Source organism: Vibrio stylophorae, from assembly GCF_921293875.1.
Classification (GTDB): domain Bacteria; phylum Pseudomonadota; class Gammaproteobacteria; order Enterobacterales; family Vibrionaceae; genus Vibrio_A; species Vibrio_A stylophorae.
This window is the reverse complement of sequence record NZ_CAKLDI010000001.1, coordinates 327,884-346,886: the sequence shown is the minus strand read 5'-3', so window position 1 is coordinate 346,886 and position 19,003 is coordinate 327,884. Positions and strand designations below refer to the sequence as shown.

Annotated in this window: 19 protein-coding genes; 13 read left to right on the top strand and 6 right to left on the bottom strand. The window is 48.8% G+C overall.

Annotated elements, in window-relative coordinates; translation table 11 throughout:
- Position 1: 1 nt before the first annotated feature.
- The 3 genes from mlaD to mlaF are packed head-to-tail and all read right to left on the bottom strand — an operon-like array spanning position 2 to position 2,061.
- Positions 2-484 carry an outer membrane lipid asymmetry maintenance protein MlaD gene (gene mlaD, locus L9P36_RS01640; RefSeq protein ID WP_237464431.1) on the bottom strand — a complete coding sequence of 161 codons (483 nt, stop codon included), beginning with the start codon at positions 482-484 and terminating at the stop codon, positions 2-4.
- Between the two features lie 3 nt (positions 485-487).
- Positions 488-1,264 (bottom strand): lipid asymmetry maintenance ABC transporter permease subunit MlaE, encoded by a 777-nt coding sequence (mlaE, locus tag L9P36_RS01635; protein WP_237464430.1) that lies wholly within the window; start codon positions 1,262-1,264, stop codon positions 488-490.
- Positions 1,264-2,061 (bottom strand): phospholipid ABC transporter ATP-binding protein MlaF, encoded by a 798-nt coding sequence (gene mlaF, locus L9P36_RS01630; RefSeq protein WP_237464428.1) that lies wholly within the window; start codon positions 2,059-2,061, stop codon positions 1,264-1,266. The genes mlaE and mlaF overlap by 1 nt, the downstream gene beginning before the upstream one ends.
- Before the next feature lie 315 nt (positions 2,062-2,376).
- On the opposite strand from mlaF, the gene L9P36_RS01625 reads away from it, so the two are divergent.
- From L9P36_RS01625 to mgtE, 12 genes are all read left to right on the top strand, one after another.
- The gene (locus tag L9P36_RS01625; protein WP_237467819.1) at positions 2,377-3,342 is read left to right on the top strand and encodes a calcium/sodium antiporter; all 966 of its coding nucleotides are present in this window, start codon (positions 2,377-2,379) and stop codon (positions 3,340-3,342) included.
- Between the two features lie 27 nt (positions 3,343-3,369).
- Positions 3,370-4,344, top strand: coding sequence for a KpsF/GutQ family sugar-phosphate isomerase (locus L9P36_RS01620; RefSeq protein ID WP_237464427.1), 975 nt, complete (start codon positions 3,370-3,372; stop codon positions 4,342-4,344).
- 8 nt (positions 4,345-4,352) lie between these two features.
- Positions 4,353-4,901 carry a 3-deoxy-manno-octulosonate-8-phosphatase KdsC gene (gene kdsC, locus L9P36_RS01615; RefSeq protein ID WP_237464425.1) on the top strand — a complete coding sequence of 183 codons (549 nt, stop codon included), beginning with the start codon at positions 4,353-4,355 and terminating at the stop codon, positions 4,899-4,901.
- The gene (lptC, locus tag L9P36_RS01610; RefSeq protein ID WP_237464423.1) at positions 4,898-5,461 is read left to right on the top strand and encodes an LPS export ABC transporter periplasmic protein LptC; all 564 of its coding nucleotides are present in this window, start codon (positions 4,898-4,900) and stop codon (positions 5,459-5,461) included. Before kdsC ends, lptC begins: the two co-directional genes overlap by 4 nt.
- Positions 5,442-5,945: a lipopolysaccharide transport periplasmic protein LptA gene (lptA, locus tag L9P36_RS01605; RefSeq protein WP_237464422.1), complete on the top strand. Its 504-nt coding sequence runs from the start codon at positions 5,442-5,444 to the stop codon at positions 5,943-5,945. The genes lptC and lptA overlap by 20 nt, the downstream gene beginning before the upstream one ends.
- A 6-nt stretch (positions 5,946-5,951) precedes the next feature.
- A complete protein-coding gene (gene lptB / locus L9P36_RS01600) occupies positions 5,952-6,677 on the top strand; it encodes an LPS export ABC transporter ATP-binding protein (protein ID WP_237464421.1) in 726 nt (241 codons plus the stop codon).
- A gap of 61 nt (positions 6,678-6,738) precedes the next feature.
- A complete protein-coding gene (locus tag L9P36_RS01595) occupies positions 6,739-8,223 on the top strand; it encodes an RNA polymerase factor sigma-54 (protein WP_237464420.1) in 1,485 nt (494 codons plus the stop codon).
- A 28-nt stretch (positions 8,224-8,251) separates the two neighbouring features.
- Positions 8,252-8,539: a ribosome hibernation promoting factor gene (gene hpf / locus L9P36_RS01590; RefSeq protein WP_237464419.1), complete on the top strand. Its 288-nt coding sequence runs from the start codon at positions 8,252-8,254 to the stop codon at positions 8,537-8,539.
- A gap of 2 nt (positions 8,540-8,541) precedes the next feature.
- Positions 8,542-9,024, top strand: a complete 483-nt coding sequence (ptsN, locus tag L9P36_RS01585) for a PTS IIA-like nitrogen regulatory protein PtsN (RefSeq protein WP_237464418.1) — start codon at positions 8,542-8,544, stop codon at positions 9,022-9,024.
- The gene (gene rapZ, locus L9P36_RS01580; protein ID WP_237464417.1) at positions 9,014-9,886 is read left to right on the top strand and encodes an RNase adapter RapZ; all 873 of its coding nucleotides are present in this window, start codon (positions 9,014-9,016) and stop codon (positions 9,884-9,886) included. The genes ptsN and rapZ overlap by 11 nt, the downstream gene beginning before the upstream one ends.
- Entirely contained in the window at positions 9,883-10,155 is a 273-nt protein-coding gene (locus L9P36_RS01575) for an HPr family phosphocarrier protein (protein WP_237464416.1), read from the top strand. Before rapZ ends, L9P36_RS01575 begins: the two co-directional genes overlap by 4 nt.
- Positions 10,156-10,265: 110 nt before the next feature.
- On the top strand, positions 10,266-11,624 hold the full coding sequence (gene mgtE, locus L9P36_RS01570) for a magnesium transporter (protein WP_237464415.1): 1,359 nt from the start codon (positions 10,266-10,268) through the stop codon (positions 11,622-11,624).
- 82 nt (positions 11,625-11,706) lie between these two features.
- Here the strand turns inward: mgtE and hldE are convergent, their stop codons facing one another.
- A complete protein-coding gene (hldE, locus tag L9P36_RS01565; protein WP_237464414.1) occupies positions 11,707-13,137 on the bottom strand; it encodes a bifunctional D-glycero-beta-D-manno-heptose-7-phosphate kinase/D-glycero-beta-D-manno-heptose 1-phosphate adenylyltransferase HldE in 1,431 nt (476 codons plus the stop codon).
- A gap of 119 nt (positions 13,138-13,256) precedes the next feature.
- On the opposite strand from hldE, the gene lpxL reads away from it, so the two are divergent.
- On the top strand, positions 13,257-14,183 hold the full coding sequence (lpxL, locus tag L9P36_RS01560; RefSeq protein ID WP_237464413.1) for an LpxL/LpxP family Kdo(2)-lipid IV(A) lauroyl/palmitoleoyl acyltransferase: 927 nt from the start codon (positions 13,257-13,259) through the stop codon (positions 14,181-14,183).
- Positions 14,184-14,278: 95 nt separating this feature from the next.
- Here lpxL and glnE read toward each other — a convergent pair whose 3' ends face one another.
- Both glnE and L9P36_RS01550 read right to left on the bottom strand, forming a co-directional pair.
- The gene (gene glnE, locus L9P36_RS01555; protein WP_435532722.1) at positions 14,279-17,230 is read right to left on the bottom strand and encodes a bifunctional [glutamate--ammonia ligase]-adenylyl-L-tyrosine phosphorylase/[glutamate--ammonia-ligase] adenylyltransferase; all 2,952 of its coding nucleotides are present in this window, start codon (positions 17,228-17,230) and stop codon (positions 14,279-14,281) included.
- A 145-nt stretch (positions 17,231-17,375) separates the two neighbouring features.
- Positions 17,376-18,965, bottom strand: coding sequence for a methyl-accepting chemotaxis protein (locus tag L9P36_RS01550; protein ID WP_237464411.1), 1,590 nt, complete (start codon positions 18,963-18,965; stop codon positions 17,376-17,378).
- Between the last annotated feature and the right edge of the window lie 38 nt (positions 18,966-19,003).

Here is a 19,003-nt window from a genome sequence, read left to right as displayed (position 1 = left end):
TTTATTCATCCTCGCCTTTTAAGCTGTATACCACTTGGCCAATCAAATCCTCGAGGATCAGTGCCGATTTGGTATCTTGTATTTCATCGCCATCACCGAGCATATCAAAGCCTTCCTCCTCATCGACAAAGCCGGGAATTAGTCCCACAAACTGCTCGCCAAGAAGACCCGCGCTATAAATAGAAGCCGATGTGGTCTCAGAGAAATAACCATATTTACTGTCGATATTCATGGTCACCACAGGCGTGTGAGTCGCTACATCTAAGTCGATATCGCTGATGCGCCCAACAACCACCCCACCAATTTTTACTGGTGAGCGCACTTTCAGCCCACCAATATTGTCAAAACGAGCCGTTAACTGATAACTCTCACTTTGGCTCAGCCCTTTGACATTGGCGATGTTAAATACCAACACCAAAAGCGCAGCGATTCCCGCTAAAACGAACAAACCAACCCAAAGTTCTAATTTACGTGTTTGTTGCATACGTTAATTTCCAAACATAAGTGCGGTGAGCACAAAATCTAATCCCAATACCGCCAACGAAGCATGCACCACGGTTCGTGTGGTGGCTTGGCTAATCCCAGCCGATGTTGGCGTTGCGTAGTAACCGTTAAATAGCGCGATCCAAGTGACCGTCACGGCAAAAACCAAACTCTTGATCATGCAGTTGCCAACGTCATAGCCAAGCTCAATGGATGCCTGCATTACCGACCAAAAACTACCGTGGTCAATGCCCTTCCAATCCACGCCGACTAACTCTGCGCCCCAAATACCCACCACGATAAAAATCGCTGTGAGTAGTGGCATCACAATCACGCCAGCCCAGAAACGAGGTGAGATCACACGACGCAGTGGGTCAACAGCCATCATCTCCATACTGGAAAGTTGCTCGGTAGCGCGCATCAAGCCAATTTCAGCGGTTAATGCTGAGCCTGCGCGGCCAGCAAAGAGTAGCGCTGTTACCACCGGACCCAATTCACGTAGCAAAGACAACGCAACCATCTGGCCCAAATTGGTTTCAGCACCAAAATCCACCAGCACTAAATAGCCTTGCAAGCTAATCACCATGCCGATAAATAGGCCAGAAACCATGATGATCGCCAAAGATTGCACGCCCAAAACATATAGCTGGCGAAATAGCAGTGGTGCCATTTTTCGCGGCTGCGGTTTACCCACTAACGCGCCAAACAGCATTAAGGTTGCCTGTCCCATCGCTTGGGTGACCGCCAATGTACGTGCGCCCAGCGCAATAATCCATTGCATTACAACCACTCCTCAGCCAATGGCTTGGCAGGATAACGAAATGGCACGGGACCATCAGCCAATCCCTGAATAAATTGGCGCACCATGTCATCATCCATTTGCTCAAGCGCCTCCGGTGTCCCTTCAGCAATCACTTTGCCATCTGCGAGCAGGTACACATAATCAGCAATACTCATCACTTCAGGCACATCATGGGAAACCACCACTGAAGTCAAACCTAATGCCTGATTCAAATCGCGAATCAGTTTAACCAGTACGCCCATGGTGATCGGGTCTTGGCCGACAAAAGGCTCGTCATACATCACCAGTTCTGGATCCAGCACAATCGCGCGCGCCAAAGCCACACGCCGCGCCATTCCCCCAGAAAGCTCACTTGGCATCAGCGCTTCAGCGCCGCGCAGGCCAACTGCTTCTAATTTCAGCATCACAATCGTGGCAATCAATGACTCGCTGAGCTGCGTATGTTCACGCAGCGGAAAGGCAATATTGTCAAACACTGACATATCACTAAACAGCGCGCCCGATTGAAATAACATCCCCATTTTTTCGCGCGCCGTATAAAGCGCTCGACGACCTAACTTGGGTATATTCCATTGATGAAAGAAGATATCCCCTTGATCGGGAAGTAATTGTCCACCAATCAAACGCAACAGGGTAGTTTTACCAATCCCTGATGGCCCCATAATGGCGGTCACTTTTCCTTTGGGAATATTCAAATTGAGGTGGTCAAAAATAACCCGCTCACCACGACAGAAATGCAGATCGCGAATGGTGATCAAATTTTCATTTTGCGCCATAAGGCATCCGCTTATTTATAGAAAAATCAAAAAGATTAAATAAAATCAAACGCATGATAGAGATTCCCAACCCAATGAACAAGGTGGCAAGCTGATTCAGCTCGCATAAAATTACGCCTACCCTGTCATTTACCTTACGCTCATTTGATATTGCACCAAATAAAAATAGGCAGCTGTCAAAAATGAGTAAAATCTCAATAAAGACGCGGATTTTAACGCTCGGTTAATCTGTAAGAAATAGCGTCAAACACTTCACATTTCATGCTGTTATATTCAATACTGAACCCTTCACTCTAACCAAGCGAGCTGAACATGATGTTAACCGCTGTGATATTTCTAATCATTGGATTGATTTTATTGGTCTGGAGCGCAGACCGCTTGGTCTATGGCGCTGCCGCGCTTGCGCGCAACTATGGCATCGCCCCTTTAGTGATTGGTATGACCATTTTAGCCATGGGCTCCTCTGCGCCTGAAATGGTGGTTTCAGCCACCGCAGCACTGAATGGTAAAACTGATACCGCAGTAGGCAACGTCATTGGCTCAAATATTGCCAATATTGCCCTTATCCTTGGGTTAACGGCATTGATTCGCCCATTATCCATCAGCTCAGCCGTCCTTCGCCGTGAACTACCCATGATGATGGCGGTCACCCTCATCGCAGGTATCTTACTGTGGAATAACTACCTTAGCTTTATTGAAGGTATCGTACTGATCGCTTTATTTGCCGCCTTTATTCTGACCATGCTGAAAATCAGCAAAGATAAAGATTACCAAGACGACCCCATGCTCACCGAGCAAGAGAGCGAAATTCCGCAAGGTGTCAGCAACAAAGCCGCGGCGGGCTGGGTTGTGTTGGGCTTACTATTACTCCCCTACTCGGCCAATTTATTGGTCGATTCCGCGGTGACCATCGCAGAGTATTTTGGCATGAGTGATTTGGTCATTGGTCTGACTATTATTGCCATTGGCACCAGCTTACCTGAGCTTGCCGCGTCCGTTGCAGGTGTGCTCAAAGGTGAAGATGATATGGCGGTGGGCAATATCATCGGCTCCAATATATTCAACATACTCGCCGTCATGGGCATTCCCGCACTACTCAATCCATCCGCCATTAATCCACTAGTGATGGGGCGCGATTATTATGTGATGTTTGCAATTTCTGCGCTTTTGGTCGTGCTCGCACTTGCAAAACAGCGTAAACTAGGCCGAATTGCAGGTTTTATTTTGTTCGCCTGTTTTGTGGTTTATCAAGGTTATTTGCTGGTGAATCTCTCCGCTTAACCACCAGTTTGCAGTCAAGGAGTTGTCATGACAGCCACCGCTTCCTTTTGCCAAAGTGGCCAACGTGTTTTAGATATCGAAATCGATGCACTCAATCACCTCAAGCAATATATTAATGATGATTTTGCCAACGCTTGCGCACTGATGATGCAGTGTGAAGGTAAAGTGATCGTGATGGGTATGGGCAAATCAGGACATATCGGCTGCAAAATTGCCGCGTCTTTAGCCAGCACCGGCACACCAAGTTTCTTTGTGCATCCTGGCGAAGCCAGCCATGGCGATCTCGGGATGATTGGCAAAAAAGATGTGGTTTTGGCGATTTCGAATTCAGGTGAAGCGGGTGAAATTTTATTTCTGGCACCTGTACTGTCACGCCTTGGCATTCCAATGATCTGCATGACCGGCAATCCAGAATCTAGCATGGCTAAACTGGCCAAGGTACATTTGCAAATTACCGTTCCCAAAGAAGCCTGCCCACTGAATTTAGCGCCAACCTCAAGCACCACAGCGACACTTGCCATGGGCGATGCGCTCGCGATTGCCCTATTGGAAGCGCGCGGCTTCACTGCTGAAGATTTTGCACTCTCTCACCCTGGCGGTGCATTGGGTCGTAAACTGCTCTTAAAGATTGGTGATATTATGCGCCAAGGCGATGATTTGCCTTGCATTCAGCCAACAGCAACCGTGGCTCAGGCACTCTTTGAGATCACGCAAAAAGGATTAGGTATGACCGCTGTTGTCGATGCGAATCAACAGGTACTTGGCATCTTTACCGATGGTGACCTACGCCGTCTGTTTGAGCGCAACATTGACCTCAAGCACACAGAGATCGGCACAGTCATGACAGCAAACCCTCATACCACAAGTGCCGATCTACTTGCAGCGGAAGGACTACTGTTAATGGAGCAGCGCAAAATCACCAGTTTGTTGGTGATCAATGAGCAGCAACAACTAATTGGCGCATTACAGATGCATGACCTTTTAAAAGCTGGTGTGGTGTAAACAAAACGATGATTGATTTTTTATACGGTCCAGTGCCTCAAACCATTTGGCAACGAGCAGCAAAAATTCAATTGCTCATCTGTGATGTAGATGGCGTCTTTTCCGATGGGCGCGTCTATATGGGCAACGATGGCGAAGAGTTAAAAGCCTTTCATACCCGTGATGGCTATGGCATCAAATGTATTATGAATGCAGGCATTGAAGTGGCAGTGATCACTGGACGTCAATCAAACATCGTGAGCAACCGCATGAATGCCTTGGGCGTTCAACACCTTTATCAAGGTCAAGATAACAAACTTGCAGCCTATCAAGATCTGCAGCAACAACTTCAGCTGGCACCTGAGCAAGTGGCTTATATTGGCGATGACCTTATTGATTGGCCAGTCATGGAAAAAGTAGGCTTGGGTATCTGCGTCCAAGATGGCCATCCACTGCTTGCCCAGCGCGCTGATTTTTGTACGGCGACACGTGGCGGTTTTGGTGCGGTTCGTGAAGTCTGCGATCTGTTACTCGCCGCACGTGATCAACTCGAAGCCTATCAAGGACGCAGCATATGAGTTGGCAGCGTTTCTTTATTGCGCTGCTTGTGATTGTCTGCGCTGGCGCTGGCCATTACCTCTTTGAAAAACACTGGCAATCGGAAGTGCAAGTGGCCATTGATATCGAAAAACCAATTTTCGTTGGCGATAATATTATTAATAAAGGCTACTCAGCACAGGGGCTACTCAACTATCAAGTCGAGTCGAAAAAACTCTCCTACTTTGCTGAACACGGAAACACTGAGTTTGAACAACCCACACTCTTGGTGTTTCGCAATGGCGATCAGGCAGAATGGCGCTTAACCGCGAAACATGCCACCCTCACCAAAGAGCAAATGCTGATTTTGGTGGATGACGTCAAACTTTATAATCTGTTACCCAACAATGCCTTTGAAAAAATGGAAACGGATTACTTAGTACTTGATTTGATAAGTAAAGATTTTAATACTGATCAACCGACACAAATTCAAGGCCCAGGCTTTCACAGCCGCGGCAATAAAATGCAGGGCAACTTAGAGCAACATGTTGCTGAACTACAAGACGAGGTACAAGGTCGCTATGAAAGTTTCATTCGCTAAACTAGGGCTCTTACTTCTTTGCCTTGCCAGCCCATGGTCTTGGGCCAAGAGTAATGACACCGAACAACCCATTGTGATTCATTCCAATAACCAACAAGTGGATATGAAGACCAATACCGTCACCTTTAGCGGCAAAGTGGTGCTCACCCAAGGCTCGATTAAGATCCATGCCGATCGCATCGTGGTGATCCGCCCTAAAGGTAAAGAAGGTCAGGAAATTATCGAAGCTTACGGTAAACCGGCAACCTTCCAACAAACCACAGATGATGGCAAACCACTCAATGGCAAAGCCAACAAACTACGTTATGAAATCGCCAAAGAATTTTTGACCATGACCACCAATGCTGAATTGAACCAAGAAGGCAGTGTGATCAAAGGTGATAGCATCAGCTATAGCATCGTCCAGCAGAAATTGGTGGCAAAAAGCGGTGGTCAAGAGCGCGTAACCACCATCATTCAACCGAACAAAATCAATCAAAAGTAAACCGCTATGGCCCTGTTAAAAGCAAGCCACTTGGCTAAAAGTTATAAAAGTCGCAAGGTTGTTTCTGATGTCAGCCTTGAAGTGAATTCAGGCCAAATTGTCGGCTTGCTCGGCCCAAACGGGGCCGGTAAAACTACCTCTTTTTATATGATTGTTGGTCTTGTTGGCCGCGATGAAGGCAGTATTACCATTGATGGCAAAGATATTAGCTTGCTTCCCATGCACTCACGTGCGCGCCTAGGGATCGGCTACCTTCCTCAGGAAGCATCTATTTTCCGTCGCCTGTCGGTCTACAACAACATTATGGCGGTGCTTCAAACCCGTGACGACCTGAGTAAAGAGGAGCGTCACGACCGTTTGGAAGAATTACTTGAAGAATTCAACATCCAGCACATTCGTAATAGTTTAGGTATGGCATTATCAGGGGGTGAACGTCGCCGAGTAGAGATTGCCCGTGCACTTGCCGCCAATCCTAAATTTATTCTGCTCGATGAACCTTTTGCTGGTGTTGACCCAATCTCGGTCATCGATATCAAAAAGATTATTGAGCATCTTCGCGATCGAGGCCTCGGTGTTCTCATTACCGATCATAACGTACGTGAGACACTGGATGTGTGTGAACACGCCTATATTGTGAGTCAGGGGCGTTTAATCGCCAACGGTACACCAGCAGAAGTCCTTGCGGATGAGCATGTGAAACGTGTCTATCTAGGTGATCAGTTCAAGCTATAGTTATTACATGGGCCACATTGCGTTGTCGGCCGTTTGATTGAATAAGGTACTGAACAACCGCATGAAACCAACGCTGCAACTGAAAATTGGCCAACAGCTTGCGATGACGCCACAGCTTCAGCAAGCGATTCGTTTGTTGCAGCTTTCCACCCTCGATTTGCAGCAAGAGATTCAACAAGCGCTGGAGCAAAACCCATTGCTCGAAGAAGATCATCCCGATTTTAACGATGATCTTGAAGGTAACGACCACTCAGAACAAACCACCGACGCTCATCATGAAGCCAGCGATGAGCTCGATTACGATCCCGCAGAATCCTTTGATAGTGCCAGCGCTATTGAAAAAAATGAAATCAGTGATGAGCTTGCTGTCGATACCACATGGGAAGATGTTTACGTCTCACATAGTGGCAACACGGGCATTGCGCTCGATGACGAGATGCCCGTCTACCAAGGCGAAACCACTGAGAGTCTACAAGACTACTTAATGTGGCAAGTTCAGCTCTCTCCTTTTAGCGAAACCGATCTGGCCATTGCCACTGCCATCATTGATGCCATCGATGACTCCGGTTTTCTTAGCGTCAGTAGTGACGATATTTTAGAAAGTTTGGGCCAGCCCGAGGTTGAACTTGATGAAGTTGAAGCTGTCCTTAAACGCATTCAACATTTTGACCCGCTCGGCGTTGCTGCGCGCAGCCTGCAAGAATGCCTATTGATTCAGCTCGGCACCTACGATAAAGATACCGAATGGCTAACGGAAGCAAAGCTTCTACTGACAAAACACATCGATTTACTCGGCAATCGCGACTACCGTCAACTGATGAAAGAGACCAAACTGAAAGAGCCACAGCTCAAAGAAGTCATGGCTTTGATTCATCAGCTTGATCCTCGCCCAGGCAATCGAGTGATTCAGATCGATCCACAGTATATCGTGCCCGATGTCACTGTGTTTAAGCATCAAGGCAAATGGATCGTCACCATCAATCCAGATAGCGTGCCGCGCATTCGCGTCAATCAGCACTATGCCTCATTAGGCAAACAAGTCACCAACGCCAGCGATAGCCAGTTTATTCGCACCCATCTTCAAGAAGCGAAATGGCTGATCAAAAGCCTAGAAAGTCGAAATGAAACCCTACTTAAAGTCGCCCGCTGCATCGTTGAGCAGCAGCAAAATTTCTTTGAGTATGGTGAAGAAGCGATGAAACCTATGGTACTCAACGACATCGCCCTTGAAGTGGAGATGCACGAGTCCACCATTTCACGCGTCACCACACAAAAATATATGCACACACCGCGCGGTGTGTTTGAACTCAAATATTTCTTCTCCAGCCATGTCAGCACGGATAGCGGCGGCGAATGCTCATCCACAGCCATTCGCGCGCTGGTGAAAAAATTGGTTGCGGCGGAAAGTCCCGCCAAACCCCTCAGTGATAGTAAAATTGCCAAGCTGTTAGCAGATCAGGGGATCCAAGTTGCACGTCGTACTATTGCTAAGTATCGTGAATCATTAGGAATTCTTCCATCCAATCAGCGCAAACGACTACTCTAGTCGACTGCCTCACAAAAGGAACGAGTCTATGCAAATCAATCTAACCGGCCAACAAATCGAAATTACCGATTCAATCCGTGAGTATGTTGATCAAAAATTCGCTAAACTAGAGCGCTTCTTTGAACACATCAACAATGTTCACGTGGTGGTCAAAGTTGAGAAAAATGACCAGACTGTTGAGGCAACCCTGCATGTGAATGCCGGTGAAGTTCATGCATCCAACACCAATGAAAATTTATACGCCGCTATTGATGGCCTGATCGACAAACTCAGTCGCCAACTCAATAAGCATAAAGAAAAGCTAAATAGTCATTAACTATGCAACTTGATTCTGTTCTATCCTTGGACTGCACCAAAAGTGCAGTCCAATGTTCTAGTAAAAAGCGCGCGCTTGAAATCATCAGTGAACTTGCAGCAACTGCGCTTGATCAATCCCCGCAGCAACTTTTTGAGTGCCTACTGAGCCGAGAAAAAATGGGCAGTACAGGCATCGGCGCTGGGATCGCGATTCCCCACGGTCGTCTGACTCATAGTGACCATGCCATTGGTGTTCTGCTTCAGTGCCAAGAGCCCATTGAATTTGACGCCATTGATAACCAACCTGTGGATCTTCTCTTTGCCCTGTTGGTGCCAGAAGAGCAGTGCCAAGCTCATTTAAAAACACTGGCGAAAATTGCTGAAAAACTCAGTGATAAACGCGTCTGTAAGCAGCTGCGCCAAGCTCAGTCCGATGAAGAGCTATATCAATTAATCACCAGCACTACCCTTGATTCACAAGAAGACACCGTCCATGCCAACTAATTCTGCGACTCAGCTGCTGACCATTGTCAGTGGCCGTTCGGGTTCAGGGAAATCCGTTGCGCTGCGTGTTCTTGAAGATTTGGGTCACTATTGCGTTGATAATATTCCGCTGAGTTTATTGCCCAGCCTTGCGACCAATCTACAATCCACCGCGCGCCCTGTTGCCATTAGTTTGGATGTGCGTAATCTGCCAAGCGATCCAGAGGAGCTCACGCAAACACTGGCGCTGTTACCACAGGATTATCAAACCAATATTTTATTTATTGATGCCGACGATAAGGTGATCATCAAACGCTATAGCGAAACGCGCCGTTTGCATCCACTGTCGCATCAGCAAATGTCTCTCGAGCAGGCAATTGAAGCAGAGCGCTCCCGCCTCGCTCCGATGAAAGAGATGGCTGATTTGGTCATCGACTCAAGCCAACTCTCCATTCATGACCTCAGTGAAACCGTTCGCTCCCGCATGCTCGGTCGCGAGGCGCGTGAACTGGTGATGGTTTTTGAATCCTTTGGCTTTAAGCACGGCCTACCCTCTGATGCGGACTATGTCTTTGACGTGCGCTTTTTACCCAACCCCCATTGGGAGCCTGCACTAAAGCCCCTCACAGGTCTCGATCAACCAGTCATTGAATTTTTCCAAGGACAAAGCAGCGTCAGTCAGTTTGTCTATCAAACACGCCACTTTCTTGAGATGTGGCTACCGATGCTAGAAAAAAATAACCGCAGCTATCTCACCGTTGCAGTGGGCTGCACTGGTGGTCAACATCGTTCTGTCTATGTCGCAGAGCAGCTAGCCAACTATTTCAAACAACATGGACATCAGGTGCAAACGCGGCACCGTACATTGGAACGTTTGCCATGACACAGACTCGCACATTGCTGATTAAAAACCGTTTGGGCTTGCATGCTCGCGCAGCCATGAAGTTGGTTGAGCTGAGCCAGCACTATGATGCCAAACTCACCGTCAGCAATGGCGAGAAAGAAGCCAGCACCGATAGCGTGATGGGGCTTTTGCTTCTGGAATCAGCGCAAGGTCAATATATTGATGTGAAAGCCACAGGAAGTCAGGCGCTTGAAGCACTCAATGCCGCCACAGCGCTGATTGAATCTGGCTTTGATGAAGTTGATTAAAAAAGCCGCAAAATAACTTTTTTCACCATTGGCTCGATTTGAAACAAGCAAAATCGAACTTTTTGCGATATGATTCCGCATATTGCGTCTCATCAACAAGGTCGTGCGCGATGGCAGAAATAGTCGACCAAGACCCTACACAACAGATCCTGCAACAAGTTAGCAAAGCCCTCGAGAGTGGGCGGTTTGTGCACGTCAGGCGATTGTTGCAAAGCATGGAACCTGAAGATGTTGCGCACCTGCTTGAAGCCTCGCCCGTTCGCAGCCGTGATACCCTTTGGCAACTGACCGATCCTGAACTTCATGGTGAAATCCTTGAAGAGCTTTCTGAAGATGTAAAAGACGGCATCGTCGCGCAAATGGCACCAGAAAGCCTGGTCGCCGCAACCGAAGGCATGGATACCGACGATTTGGCCTACGTCCTTCGTAGCTTGCCACAAAACGTCTCCCGTTCAGTACTCGATCAAATGGATGCGCAGGATCGCCAGCGTGTCCAAGCGGCGCTCTCCTATCCGGAAGATACCGCCGGCGGTATCATGAATACCGACTTCATCACCATTCGTGCCGACGTCGATGCCGATGTGGTTCTGCGTTACTTGCGTATGCGCGGCGAAATTCCAGAGGCCACCGATGCCCTCTATGTGGTCGATGAAAATAACTTTTTGATTGGCGAGATCGCCCTCACCACCCTATTAACCACCCAACCTGATGTGCAAATCAGTGAAGTGATGACCGATGCCGACGAAGCCATTACGGTGACCATGGATGATGGCGAAGTGGCCAGTCTATTTGAACGTCGTGACTGGGTATCGGCGCCTGTGGTGGATGAAAATAACCATCTTGTCGGTCGTATCACCATCGATGATGTGGTGGATATCATTCGTGAAGACGCGGAACACTCAATGATGAGTATGGCCGGTTTGGATGATGACGAAGATACCTTTGCGCCAGCCGTGAAATCAGCACGTCGCCGCAGTATTTGGCTGGGCGTCAATGTGCTCGCAGCACTGGCAGCTGCTTCTGTGTCCAACATGTTTGAAGGCACATTAGATAAAATGGCGGCCATTGCGGTGCTGATGACCATCGTCCCATCCATGGGCGGTGTGGCAGGTAACCAAACGGTTGCACTCGTTATTCGTGGTCTTGCCGTGGGTCATATCGGCCAATCCAACACCCGTTTTTTGCTTGCAAAAGAAGCGGCCGTGGGTCTCATGAATGGTCTATTGTGGGCGCTGATCATTGGTAGTGTGGTGTATTTTTGGAAAGGCAATTTAGTGCTCGCCTTAATTATTTCCACCGCCATGCTCACCAACTTAATCATCGCTGGCATCGCTGGCGTTGCGATCCCCATATTCTTGAAAAAGCTCAATATCGACCCCGCATTGGCTGGCGGTATGGCACTGACCACAGTCACCGATGTGATTGGCTTAATGGTCTTTCTTGGACTCGCCACTATTTTTCTGGCCTAGACCTTTTTTAGCCTAAACCATCAAAAGAAAAAACCCGCAATAGCGGGTTTTTTTATAGCATGACGGTTCGCTTTAACAGCAATTAACCACGACCACCACGAATCGCATTGATAATTTCAGTGGTTGAACAACCATCTTCAAAGTTCAGTACTTTTACTTCGCCGCCGTTGGCAATCACTTCCTGACCACCAGCAATCTCTTCAGGGCGATAATCACCGCCTTTTACCAAGAGGTTTGGCAACACTTGGCTAATCAGACGTTGCGGTGTTTCTTCGCTAAATGGTACCACCCAATCCACGGCGCCAAGCCCAGCTAGTACCGCCATGCGGCGATCTTCAGGGTTCACTGGACGACCAGGACCTTTGAGCATCTGTACTGAGCTGTCGCTATTGACCGCGACAATCAGACGATCGCCCAATTGTGCTGCGGTATTTAGATAAGAGACATGGCCTGCATGCAAAATATCAAAGCAACCATTGGTCATCACCACTTTTTCACCGCGGCTTTGCGCTGCACGCACCGCTTGAATCAGCTGCGCTTCTGTCACCACGCCATAACCAGTTTCTTGAACGCCATGCATTGCTTCTGCAAGTTCGATGGTGCTCAGGGTTGATGTACCCAGTTTCGCAACCACCACACCGGCCGCCGCATTACCAAGGGCGCAAGACTCAACCAAAGATTTACCCGCAGACAAAGACGCTGCAATCACTGAAATCACAGTATCACCAGCACCCGTCACGTCATACACTTCCTGTGCTTGGGTTGGCAAATGCACTGGTTCTTGGCCAGGTTGCAATAGCGTCATGCCATGCTCGCTACGAGTCACCAACAAGGCTTCAAAATCATATTCAGCGATCAGCGCCAAACCTTTCGCCACCAGATCTTGCTCGTCGATGGTTTTGCCAACAACCGCTTCAAACTCTGACATATTTGGCGTCAGCATCGTCGCACCGCGATAGCGCTCAAAATCAGTGCCCTTTGGATCCACAAGGGTCGGCACGCCCGCTTTGCGTGCGATTTGAATCATCGCCTGCACTTGGCTCAATGCGCCTTTGGCATAATCAGAAAGGATCACTGCCCCCGCTTGGCTCACTTGCGCGGCAATTTTATCCAGCATCGGCTGCGCATCAACCTGATCAAAGCCTTCTTCAAAGTCCAAGCGAATCAATTGCTGACCACGGCTCATCACACGCAATTTAGTGATAGTAGGAAAATCATCCAAAGCAACAAAGTCACAACGAACCGAAAGCGACTCTAGCTTTTTCGCTAAGGTATCTGCTGGCTCATCGTTACCCGTTAAACCAATCAAAGTGGCATGGCCACCCAAGGATGCAATGTTCATGGCCACGTTGGCCGCGCCACCTGGGCGCTCTTCACTTTGCTCGACCTTTACTACTGGCACAGGTGCCTCAGGCGAAATACGACCTGTTGGGCCATGCCAATAACGATCAAGCATGACATCACCAACCACAAGCACTGTGGCTTTATCATAATCAGGTAAGGAGACTTTCATCGTCACTCCAAATGCTGTCAATTAGCTGAATTGTAACATAACGAATTAGTTAGGTAAGCTGCACCGATCGCTTGTTTGCATTATACTGACACCTTCTTTTGATTCGCTACGCCTGAATTATGCATCACTTTGAACCACCCAAATTTACCATTCAATGGCTTCATCCTCGTTACTGGCATATTTGGTTTGGCATGGGCTCACTCTATTTGATTAGCTGGCTTCCCTACCGCCTTCAATTTTGGCTCGGTCGTGGTGTGGGGCGCTTGCTCAAGATTGTGCTCAAAAGCCGCGTAAAAGTTGCCGATCGCAACTTACAGCTGTGCTTTCCAAAGATGAGCGAGCAAGAGCGCAAAGCCATGGTCGATGACAACTTTGGTAATTCAGGCTTAGCTGCATTTGAAACCATGATGGCTTGGTTTTGGCCTAATTGGCGTATCAAACGTCACGTTCGCTATGAGGGGCTAGAACACCTCTATCAACTGCAAAAAGAGGGCAAAGGCGCTCTGTTAATTGCAGTGCATTCACTTAATCTAGAAATTGGCGCGCGTGCCTTTGGTCAAAAAACACCTGGCTTAGGTGTTTATCGTCCCAATAACAACCCAGTTTATGACTGGTTTCAGTTTCATGGCCGCGTACGCTCCAATAAAGCGATGATTGATCGCAAAGATGTCAAATCCATGCTGCAAGCACTGCGCCAAGGCGAATTCCTGTGGTACGCACCTGATCACGACTATGGCAAACGCCGTAGTACCTTTGCACCACTATTTGCGGTGGAAAAAGCCAATACAACGACTGGCACCAGCTTACTTGCGAACGCAAGTGATTGCGCTTTGGTGCCCTTTTCAATCGTGCGTAATCCAGATAACTACAGCTATACCCTGCGTGTTGATCCACCACTGGACGCGTTTCCTCATGATGATGAAACCGCTGCCGCAGCTTATATCAACAAGGCAATTGAGAAATCCATTATGCGCGCGCCAAGTCAATATATGTGGCTTCATCGTCGCTTTAAAACACGACCAGAAGGTGAGCCTTCATTGTACTGATGCCAGCAGGGTACTGATACCAACAGCTGCTGATACCAAGAGACAACAAAAAACGCCGCAATTGCGGCGTTTTTTATGCGTTTTTAAAACACAATTTACGACTCAAAGGCACTCATGGGCGCCAACAGTGCTTCATTTTGCTCTGCATGACCGAGCCATTGTTGCCATGCTTGGCTGACCACATCACGCTCACTCGCAAAGGCATCTACGGCAACACGCGCTGAGCGCCCCAGCAGATTCAATCGATGGATCTCATCGCGCATGGTGATATAGGCATGTTTTAAAGCAGCCGCTTGCTCTGGCGCCATCACTCCGACCTCAGTCAGACTATCAAAGATGCGAATATTATCGCTCCAGTAGGCCACATGGTCATACTCAGCACTAAAGCGCAGCACCAAATATTGCGCTAAAAACTCAATATCCGTAATACCGCCCACATCCTGCTTGATATAAAACACCTGCGCATCCTTTGAGCCTAAATGCGCGCGCATTTTCTCGCGCATGGTGACCACTTGGCTGGCTAGTTGTGACTCATCACGTTCCTTGCACAGAAGTGATTTACGAATGGCACGAAAACGCTGCATTAATTCGACGTCGCCATAAACCATACGCGCGCGCACTAACGCCTGATGCTCCCAAGTCCATGCATCTTGCTGTTGATATGCCGAAAAGGCATCAATTGGACTGACCAAAACCCCGGATGCGCCAGAAGGTCGCAAACGCATATCCACTTCATAGAGCACGCCCGATGCGGTGCGGGTAGAGCACAAATGGACGATGCGCTGCGCCAAGCGAATAAAGAACTGCCGGCTATCAATGGCGCGATCGCCCACGGTTTGTGAATCAGCTGGGCAGTCATGTAAAAAGACCAAATCAAGATCGGAGCCATAACCCAGCTCCCAACCGCCCAATTTGCCATAACCAATCACCGCAAATCCGGTGCTGTCTTGATTGAGCAGATAATCAGGGCAGCCATAGCGCGGCACCATTTGTCGCCAAGCTTGATCCACCACGGCCGCAATAATGGCTTCCGCCAACGCCGTTAAGTGATCGCTCACTTTCATAATGGGTAATACGCCTGCAATATCCGCCGCTGCAATATGCAGCAACTGAGTTTGCTTAAATTGGCGAATCGCTTCCATCTGCTGCTCCACATCTTCTTGCGGAATGCGCGCGATATATTCACTCAGCGCGCGCTGATACTCGCCAAGCGGCGTCGGATCATACAGCGCTTGGCTATCAAGGAGCTCATCGAGTAGTAAAGGATATTGCGCGAGCTGCTCTGCAATCATCGCACTTTCAGCGCAAAGCCGAACCAATTGCGACAGTGCTACGGGATGCTCCAGTAGCAATTCAAGATAGGTGGTGCGGGTGGCAATGCGATTAATCAGGGTGCAAAGACGCGGTAGCAGTTTGGCACTCTCCTCATGAAGCACCGAAAGTGCCAGCAGACGTGGCATCAGCTGATTGAGCACCTCTCGGCCACGCGGACCTATGGTGCGCTTAGCCAGATCTTGCTTGGCTTGAATGAGCTGCTGCACCTTATCTTCAATATCGGCAGCCTCAAGCTCGCTGAGCACGGCATGCAATACCTCAGGCTGATGTGCCATATCCCAAAGCTCTTGATAGGGTGCACTCACCTGCAACTCATCATCGGCATCATCAGGACCTATCAGGCTATCAAAAATAAGATGCACCGCCGCCATCGCCTCAGCTAAATCCGCTTTTAAGGCGGCAAAATCGCCATAACCCATGGCCATAGCTAAACGCGCTTGATTCACTGCATCGGCAGGAAGGGTTTGTGTTTGCTTATCATCAATGGCTTGCAAAAGGTTTTCACAGCGGCGCAGCAAACAATAACTTTGTTCAAGGGTGGCCACTTCTTGCGTTGATAAAAGATGTAACTCGCCCACCGCTTGCAGGGTGGCAAAAATACCGCGCTCACGAAGCCCTGGCTCACGCCCGCCGCGAATCAGCTGAAAAGATTGGCCGATAAACTCAATTTCACGAATGCCACCGGCCCCTAATTTAATATTGTCGACCAAGCCACGGCGACGCACCTCAGTGCTGATCATCGCCTTCATTCGGCGCAGCGATTGCACCGCGCTAAAGTCGATATAGCGGCGGAACACAAAGGGGCGAAGCATTTGCCGTAGTTCGGCATATTGCGGATAGCTCTCTTTGCCCATCACCCGCGCTTTAATCATCGCGTAGCGCTCCCAATCGCGCCCTTGCTCTTGGTAATAATCTTCAATGGCGGCATAACTCATCACCAAGGGGCCACTTTGACCAAAGGGACGCAAACGCATATCTACGCGATAGCAAAAACCATCGGCGGTCACCTGATCAAGCGCCTTAATTAAACGCTGACCTAGGCGAATAAAGAATTGGCCATTATCAATGCTGCGCCGCGCGCCTTGGGTTTCGCCATTTTCCGGGTAGGTAAAGATAAGATCGATATCCGAAGAGAAATTCAGCTCGCCACCACCCAGTTTCCCCATGCCGAGAATGAGCATCGGCTGAGGCTGCCCCTCCCTGTCCATGGGCGTACCCCATTGTTCACAGCAATGCGCGTAAAGCCAGTTATAGGCTTCCATGATCATCGCCTCAGCTAGCGCTGACAAATCCTGCAAGCTCTCTTTTAAGCTGGCAAGATTGGCAAAATCACGCCAAGCAATTCGGGTCATTTGCTGACGACGAAACTGACGTAGCAGGGTCAATAAACGGTTTTCATCTTGGCAAGGTTGCAACAATTGCGCGAGCTGCGTGCGATACGCTTCGCTCAAGGATGCATTATGGCGAGCGCTCACTAACCAAGGTAACAGTGTTGGATCGCAGCTTAAGTTATGACAGACAAAATCACTGAACCCCAACACGCGACGCAGTTCAGCTTCCTCAGCCACAGGCCAATCCTGCTGCCAATTTGGCTGGCGCTCAATAAAGTGCTGCCAGTTTTTTTCCATTACGCGTTGTAGCGCTGCAGGTACCTTAGATAACAGTTCAGATACCTGTTCAGATGATTCCCCTGGCTGTTGCTCCACTTGCATTGCATCCCTTCCCATTGGCCAATCAGTTGTTTGTCAGTGTGACGCTCAGCTGTCTTGATGACAAGTCAGCAGCGATAAAAAACGCGCCCAATGGCGCGTTTTTATTTACTCTTACTGTTGCTCTAAAAAGCGAGCGAGTGACCACTTACAACTGGAACACTTTTACTTTGCTTTCCATGGTTTCAGCGCCGCTTTGCAGCATCTCTGCGGTTTCAGCCAGTTCTGCAATCACAGTCACTGAGGCTTCCACAATCTCTCGAACATTAGTGAGATTTTGGCTCATTTCATTGGCTACCGTACTTTGCTGCTCTGCTGCCGATGCAATTTGGAAGTTCATGCCATTAATGGTGTCAACGTGTGTGACGATATGCTCAAGCTCACTCCCCGCATTAGCCACCTGCTCCACACTCTCGGCGGCTTCCACCACGCTTTGCTCCATGATCTCCACCGCTTTTTGTGCACTACTTTGCAGCTCGTTGATCATCGATTGAATCTCAACGGTCGCGGTTTGCGTGCGCTGCGCAAGATTACGCACTTCATCGGCAACCACCGCAAAACCACGGCCGGCATCACCCGCACGTGCCGCTTCAATGGCCGCATTGAGTGCCAGTAGATTGGTTTGCTCAGAGATACTTTGAATGGTCACAATCACCGAGCTAATGGCATCTACACGCTCTTCCACATTATTCACCACATGTGCTGAAGCGCTGATTTCACTGGATAGACGGTTAATGGTGGTGATGGTATCGCGTACAAAGGCTTGGCCTTTAGCTGCTTGTACAGAAGCTTCCGTCGTCGCATCAGAAGCGTTGCGAGCATGCTCCGCCACCGTTTGTACCGTTGATGACATCTCATCCATGGCCGATGCTAACTGATCGATTTCGCTAAATTGCTCTTCAGCAGAATCCTTGGTCTCTTCCATACTGATAGCCATGACTTCAGCTAAAGATGTCAGCTCTTCACCTGCGCGGCGCTGACCATCAACTAAGCGATGAAGCTGCTCACGCGTTTGCTCCAAGGCTTTTGCTAAATCACAAAACTCATCGCGCCCCGGCATGATGATCGATTGCTGCAGATCGCCTTGGGTTAAATAGCCAATTTGCTTGGTCAAGTATTTGGTTTGACGATGCCACATCGAGCCAATCCAAACAAAACATAACGCCAAGACCAGCGCCAATAGAAGGGTTTGCCACACCATAGTTTGCATCGTGCTGGCCAGCTGCGCCTTGGCTTGTTGGTTACTTTCACTGGCGATCACCCACCAGCCACTGCCTTGCACAGGTACAGCATAGCCATAATCTTGATTCGCCACTTCAAAGGCAAAGGCTTGCTGCTTTTGTATTAAGCTTTGGTTCAAGGGCCCCGCTGTAGTGTTCACCGCCAGCTTTGATAAGTCGTTGATTTGTGGGTAAGCAACCACACGACCACTTTGTGGATGCACCATATAAACCAGTGCACCATGGGTCAATTTTTGACGCTGCGCTTCAATCACAGCCTGTGCTTGAGTTAGCTGCTGCGCTTGAACCAAGGTGTCCACCATGGTTGCGCCATTAATCGCTAACGCTTGCGCGCGCTCTTGCTGCACCGTTAATAAAGATTGATACATGTGTTTGGCATCCCAAACTTGCTTACCAATCAATAGCAAAATACTAAGCAAGAGAATGCCAAGTAGTTTCGGCATAAAACGAATTTGAACGAACCAACGTTCCCAGGGTTTAAATACAATGCCGGCCATAAAGCCTCCCGGTTACAACGATGCGCTGTACCATGGCG

Bases quoted from the DNA above. Each gene is read 5' to 3' on its own strand.
- lptC (WP_237464423.1), top strand. From the start codon at position 4,898: ATGAGTTGGCAGCGTTTCTTTATTGCGCTGCTTGTGATTGTCTGCGCT.
- glnE (WP_435532722.1), bottom strand. From the start codon at position 17,230: ATGCAAGTGGAGCAACAGCCAGGGGAATCATCTGAACAGGTATCTGAA.
- L9P36_RS01575 (WP_237464416.1), top strand. From the start codon at position 9,883: ATGACACAGACTCGCACATTGCTGATTAAAAACCGTTTGGGCTTGCAT.
- L9P36_RS01595 (WP_237464420.1), top strand. From the start codon at position 6,739: ATGAAACCAACGCTGCAACTGAAAATTGGCCAACAGCTTGCGATGACG.
- hpf (WP_237464419.1), top strand. From the start codon at position 8,252: ATGCAAATCAATCTAACCGGCCAACAAATCGAAATTACCGATTCAATC.
- lptB (WP_237464421.1), top strand. From the start codon at position 5,952: ATGGCCCTGTTAAAAGCAAGCCACTTGGCTAAAAGTTATAAAAGTCGC.
- L9P36_RS01625 (WP_237467819.1), top strand. From the start codon at position 2,377: ATGTTAACCGCTGTGATATTTCTAATCATTGGATTGATTTTATTGGTC.
- mlaF (WP_237464428.1), bottom strand. From the start codon at position 2,061: ATGGCGCAAAATGAAAATTTGATCACCATTCGCGATCTGCATTTCTGT.
- mlaD (WP_237464431.1), bottom strand. From the start codon at position 484: ATGCAACAAACACGTAAATTAGAACTTTGGGTTGGTTTGTTCGTTTTA.
- rapZ (WP_237464417.1), top strand. From the start codon at position 9,014: ATGCCAACTAATTCTGCGACTCAGCTGCTGACCATTGTCAGTGGCCGT.
- mgtE (WP_237464415.1), top strand. From the start codon at position 10,266: ATGGCAGAAATAGTCGACCAAGACCCTACACAACAGATCCTGCAACAA.
- ptsN (WP_237464418.1), top strand. From the start codon at position 8,542: ATGCAACTTGATTCTGTTCTATCCTTGGACTGCACCAAAAGTGCAGTC.
- L9P36_RS01550 (WP_237464411.1), bottom strand. From the start codon at position 18,965: ATGGCCGGCATTGTATTTAAACCCTGGGAACGTTGGTTCGTTCAAATT.
- hldE (WP_237464414.1), bottom strand. From the start codon at position 13,137: ATGAAAGTCTCCTTACCTGATTATGATAAAGCCACAGTGCTTGTGGTT.
- kdsC (WP_237464425.1), top strand. From the start codon at position 4,353: ATGATTGATTTTTTATACGGTCCAGTGCCTCAAACCATTTGGCAACGA.
- L9P36_RS01620 (WP_237464427.1), top strand. From the start codon at position 3,370: ATGACAGCCACCGCTTCCTTTTGCCAAAGTGGCCAACGTGTTTTAGAT.
- mlaE (WP_237464430.1), bottom strand. From the start codon at position 1,264: ATGCAATGGATTATTGCGCTGGGCGCACGTACATTGGCGGTCACCCAA.
- lptA (WP_237464422.1), top strand. From the start codon at position 5,442: ATGAAAGTTTCATTCGCTAAACTAGGGCTCTTACTTCTTTGCCTTGCC.
- lpxL (WP_237464413.1), top strand. From the start codon at position 13,257: ATGCATCACTTTGAACCACCCAAATTTACCATTCAATGGCTTCATCCT.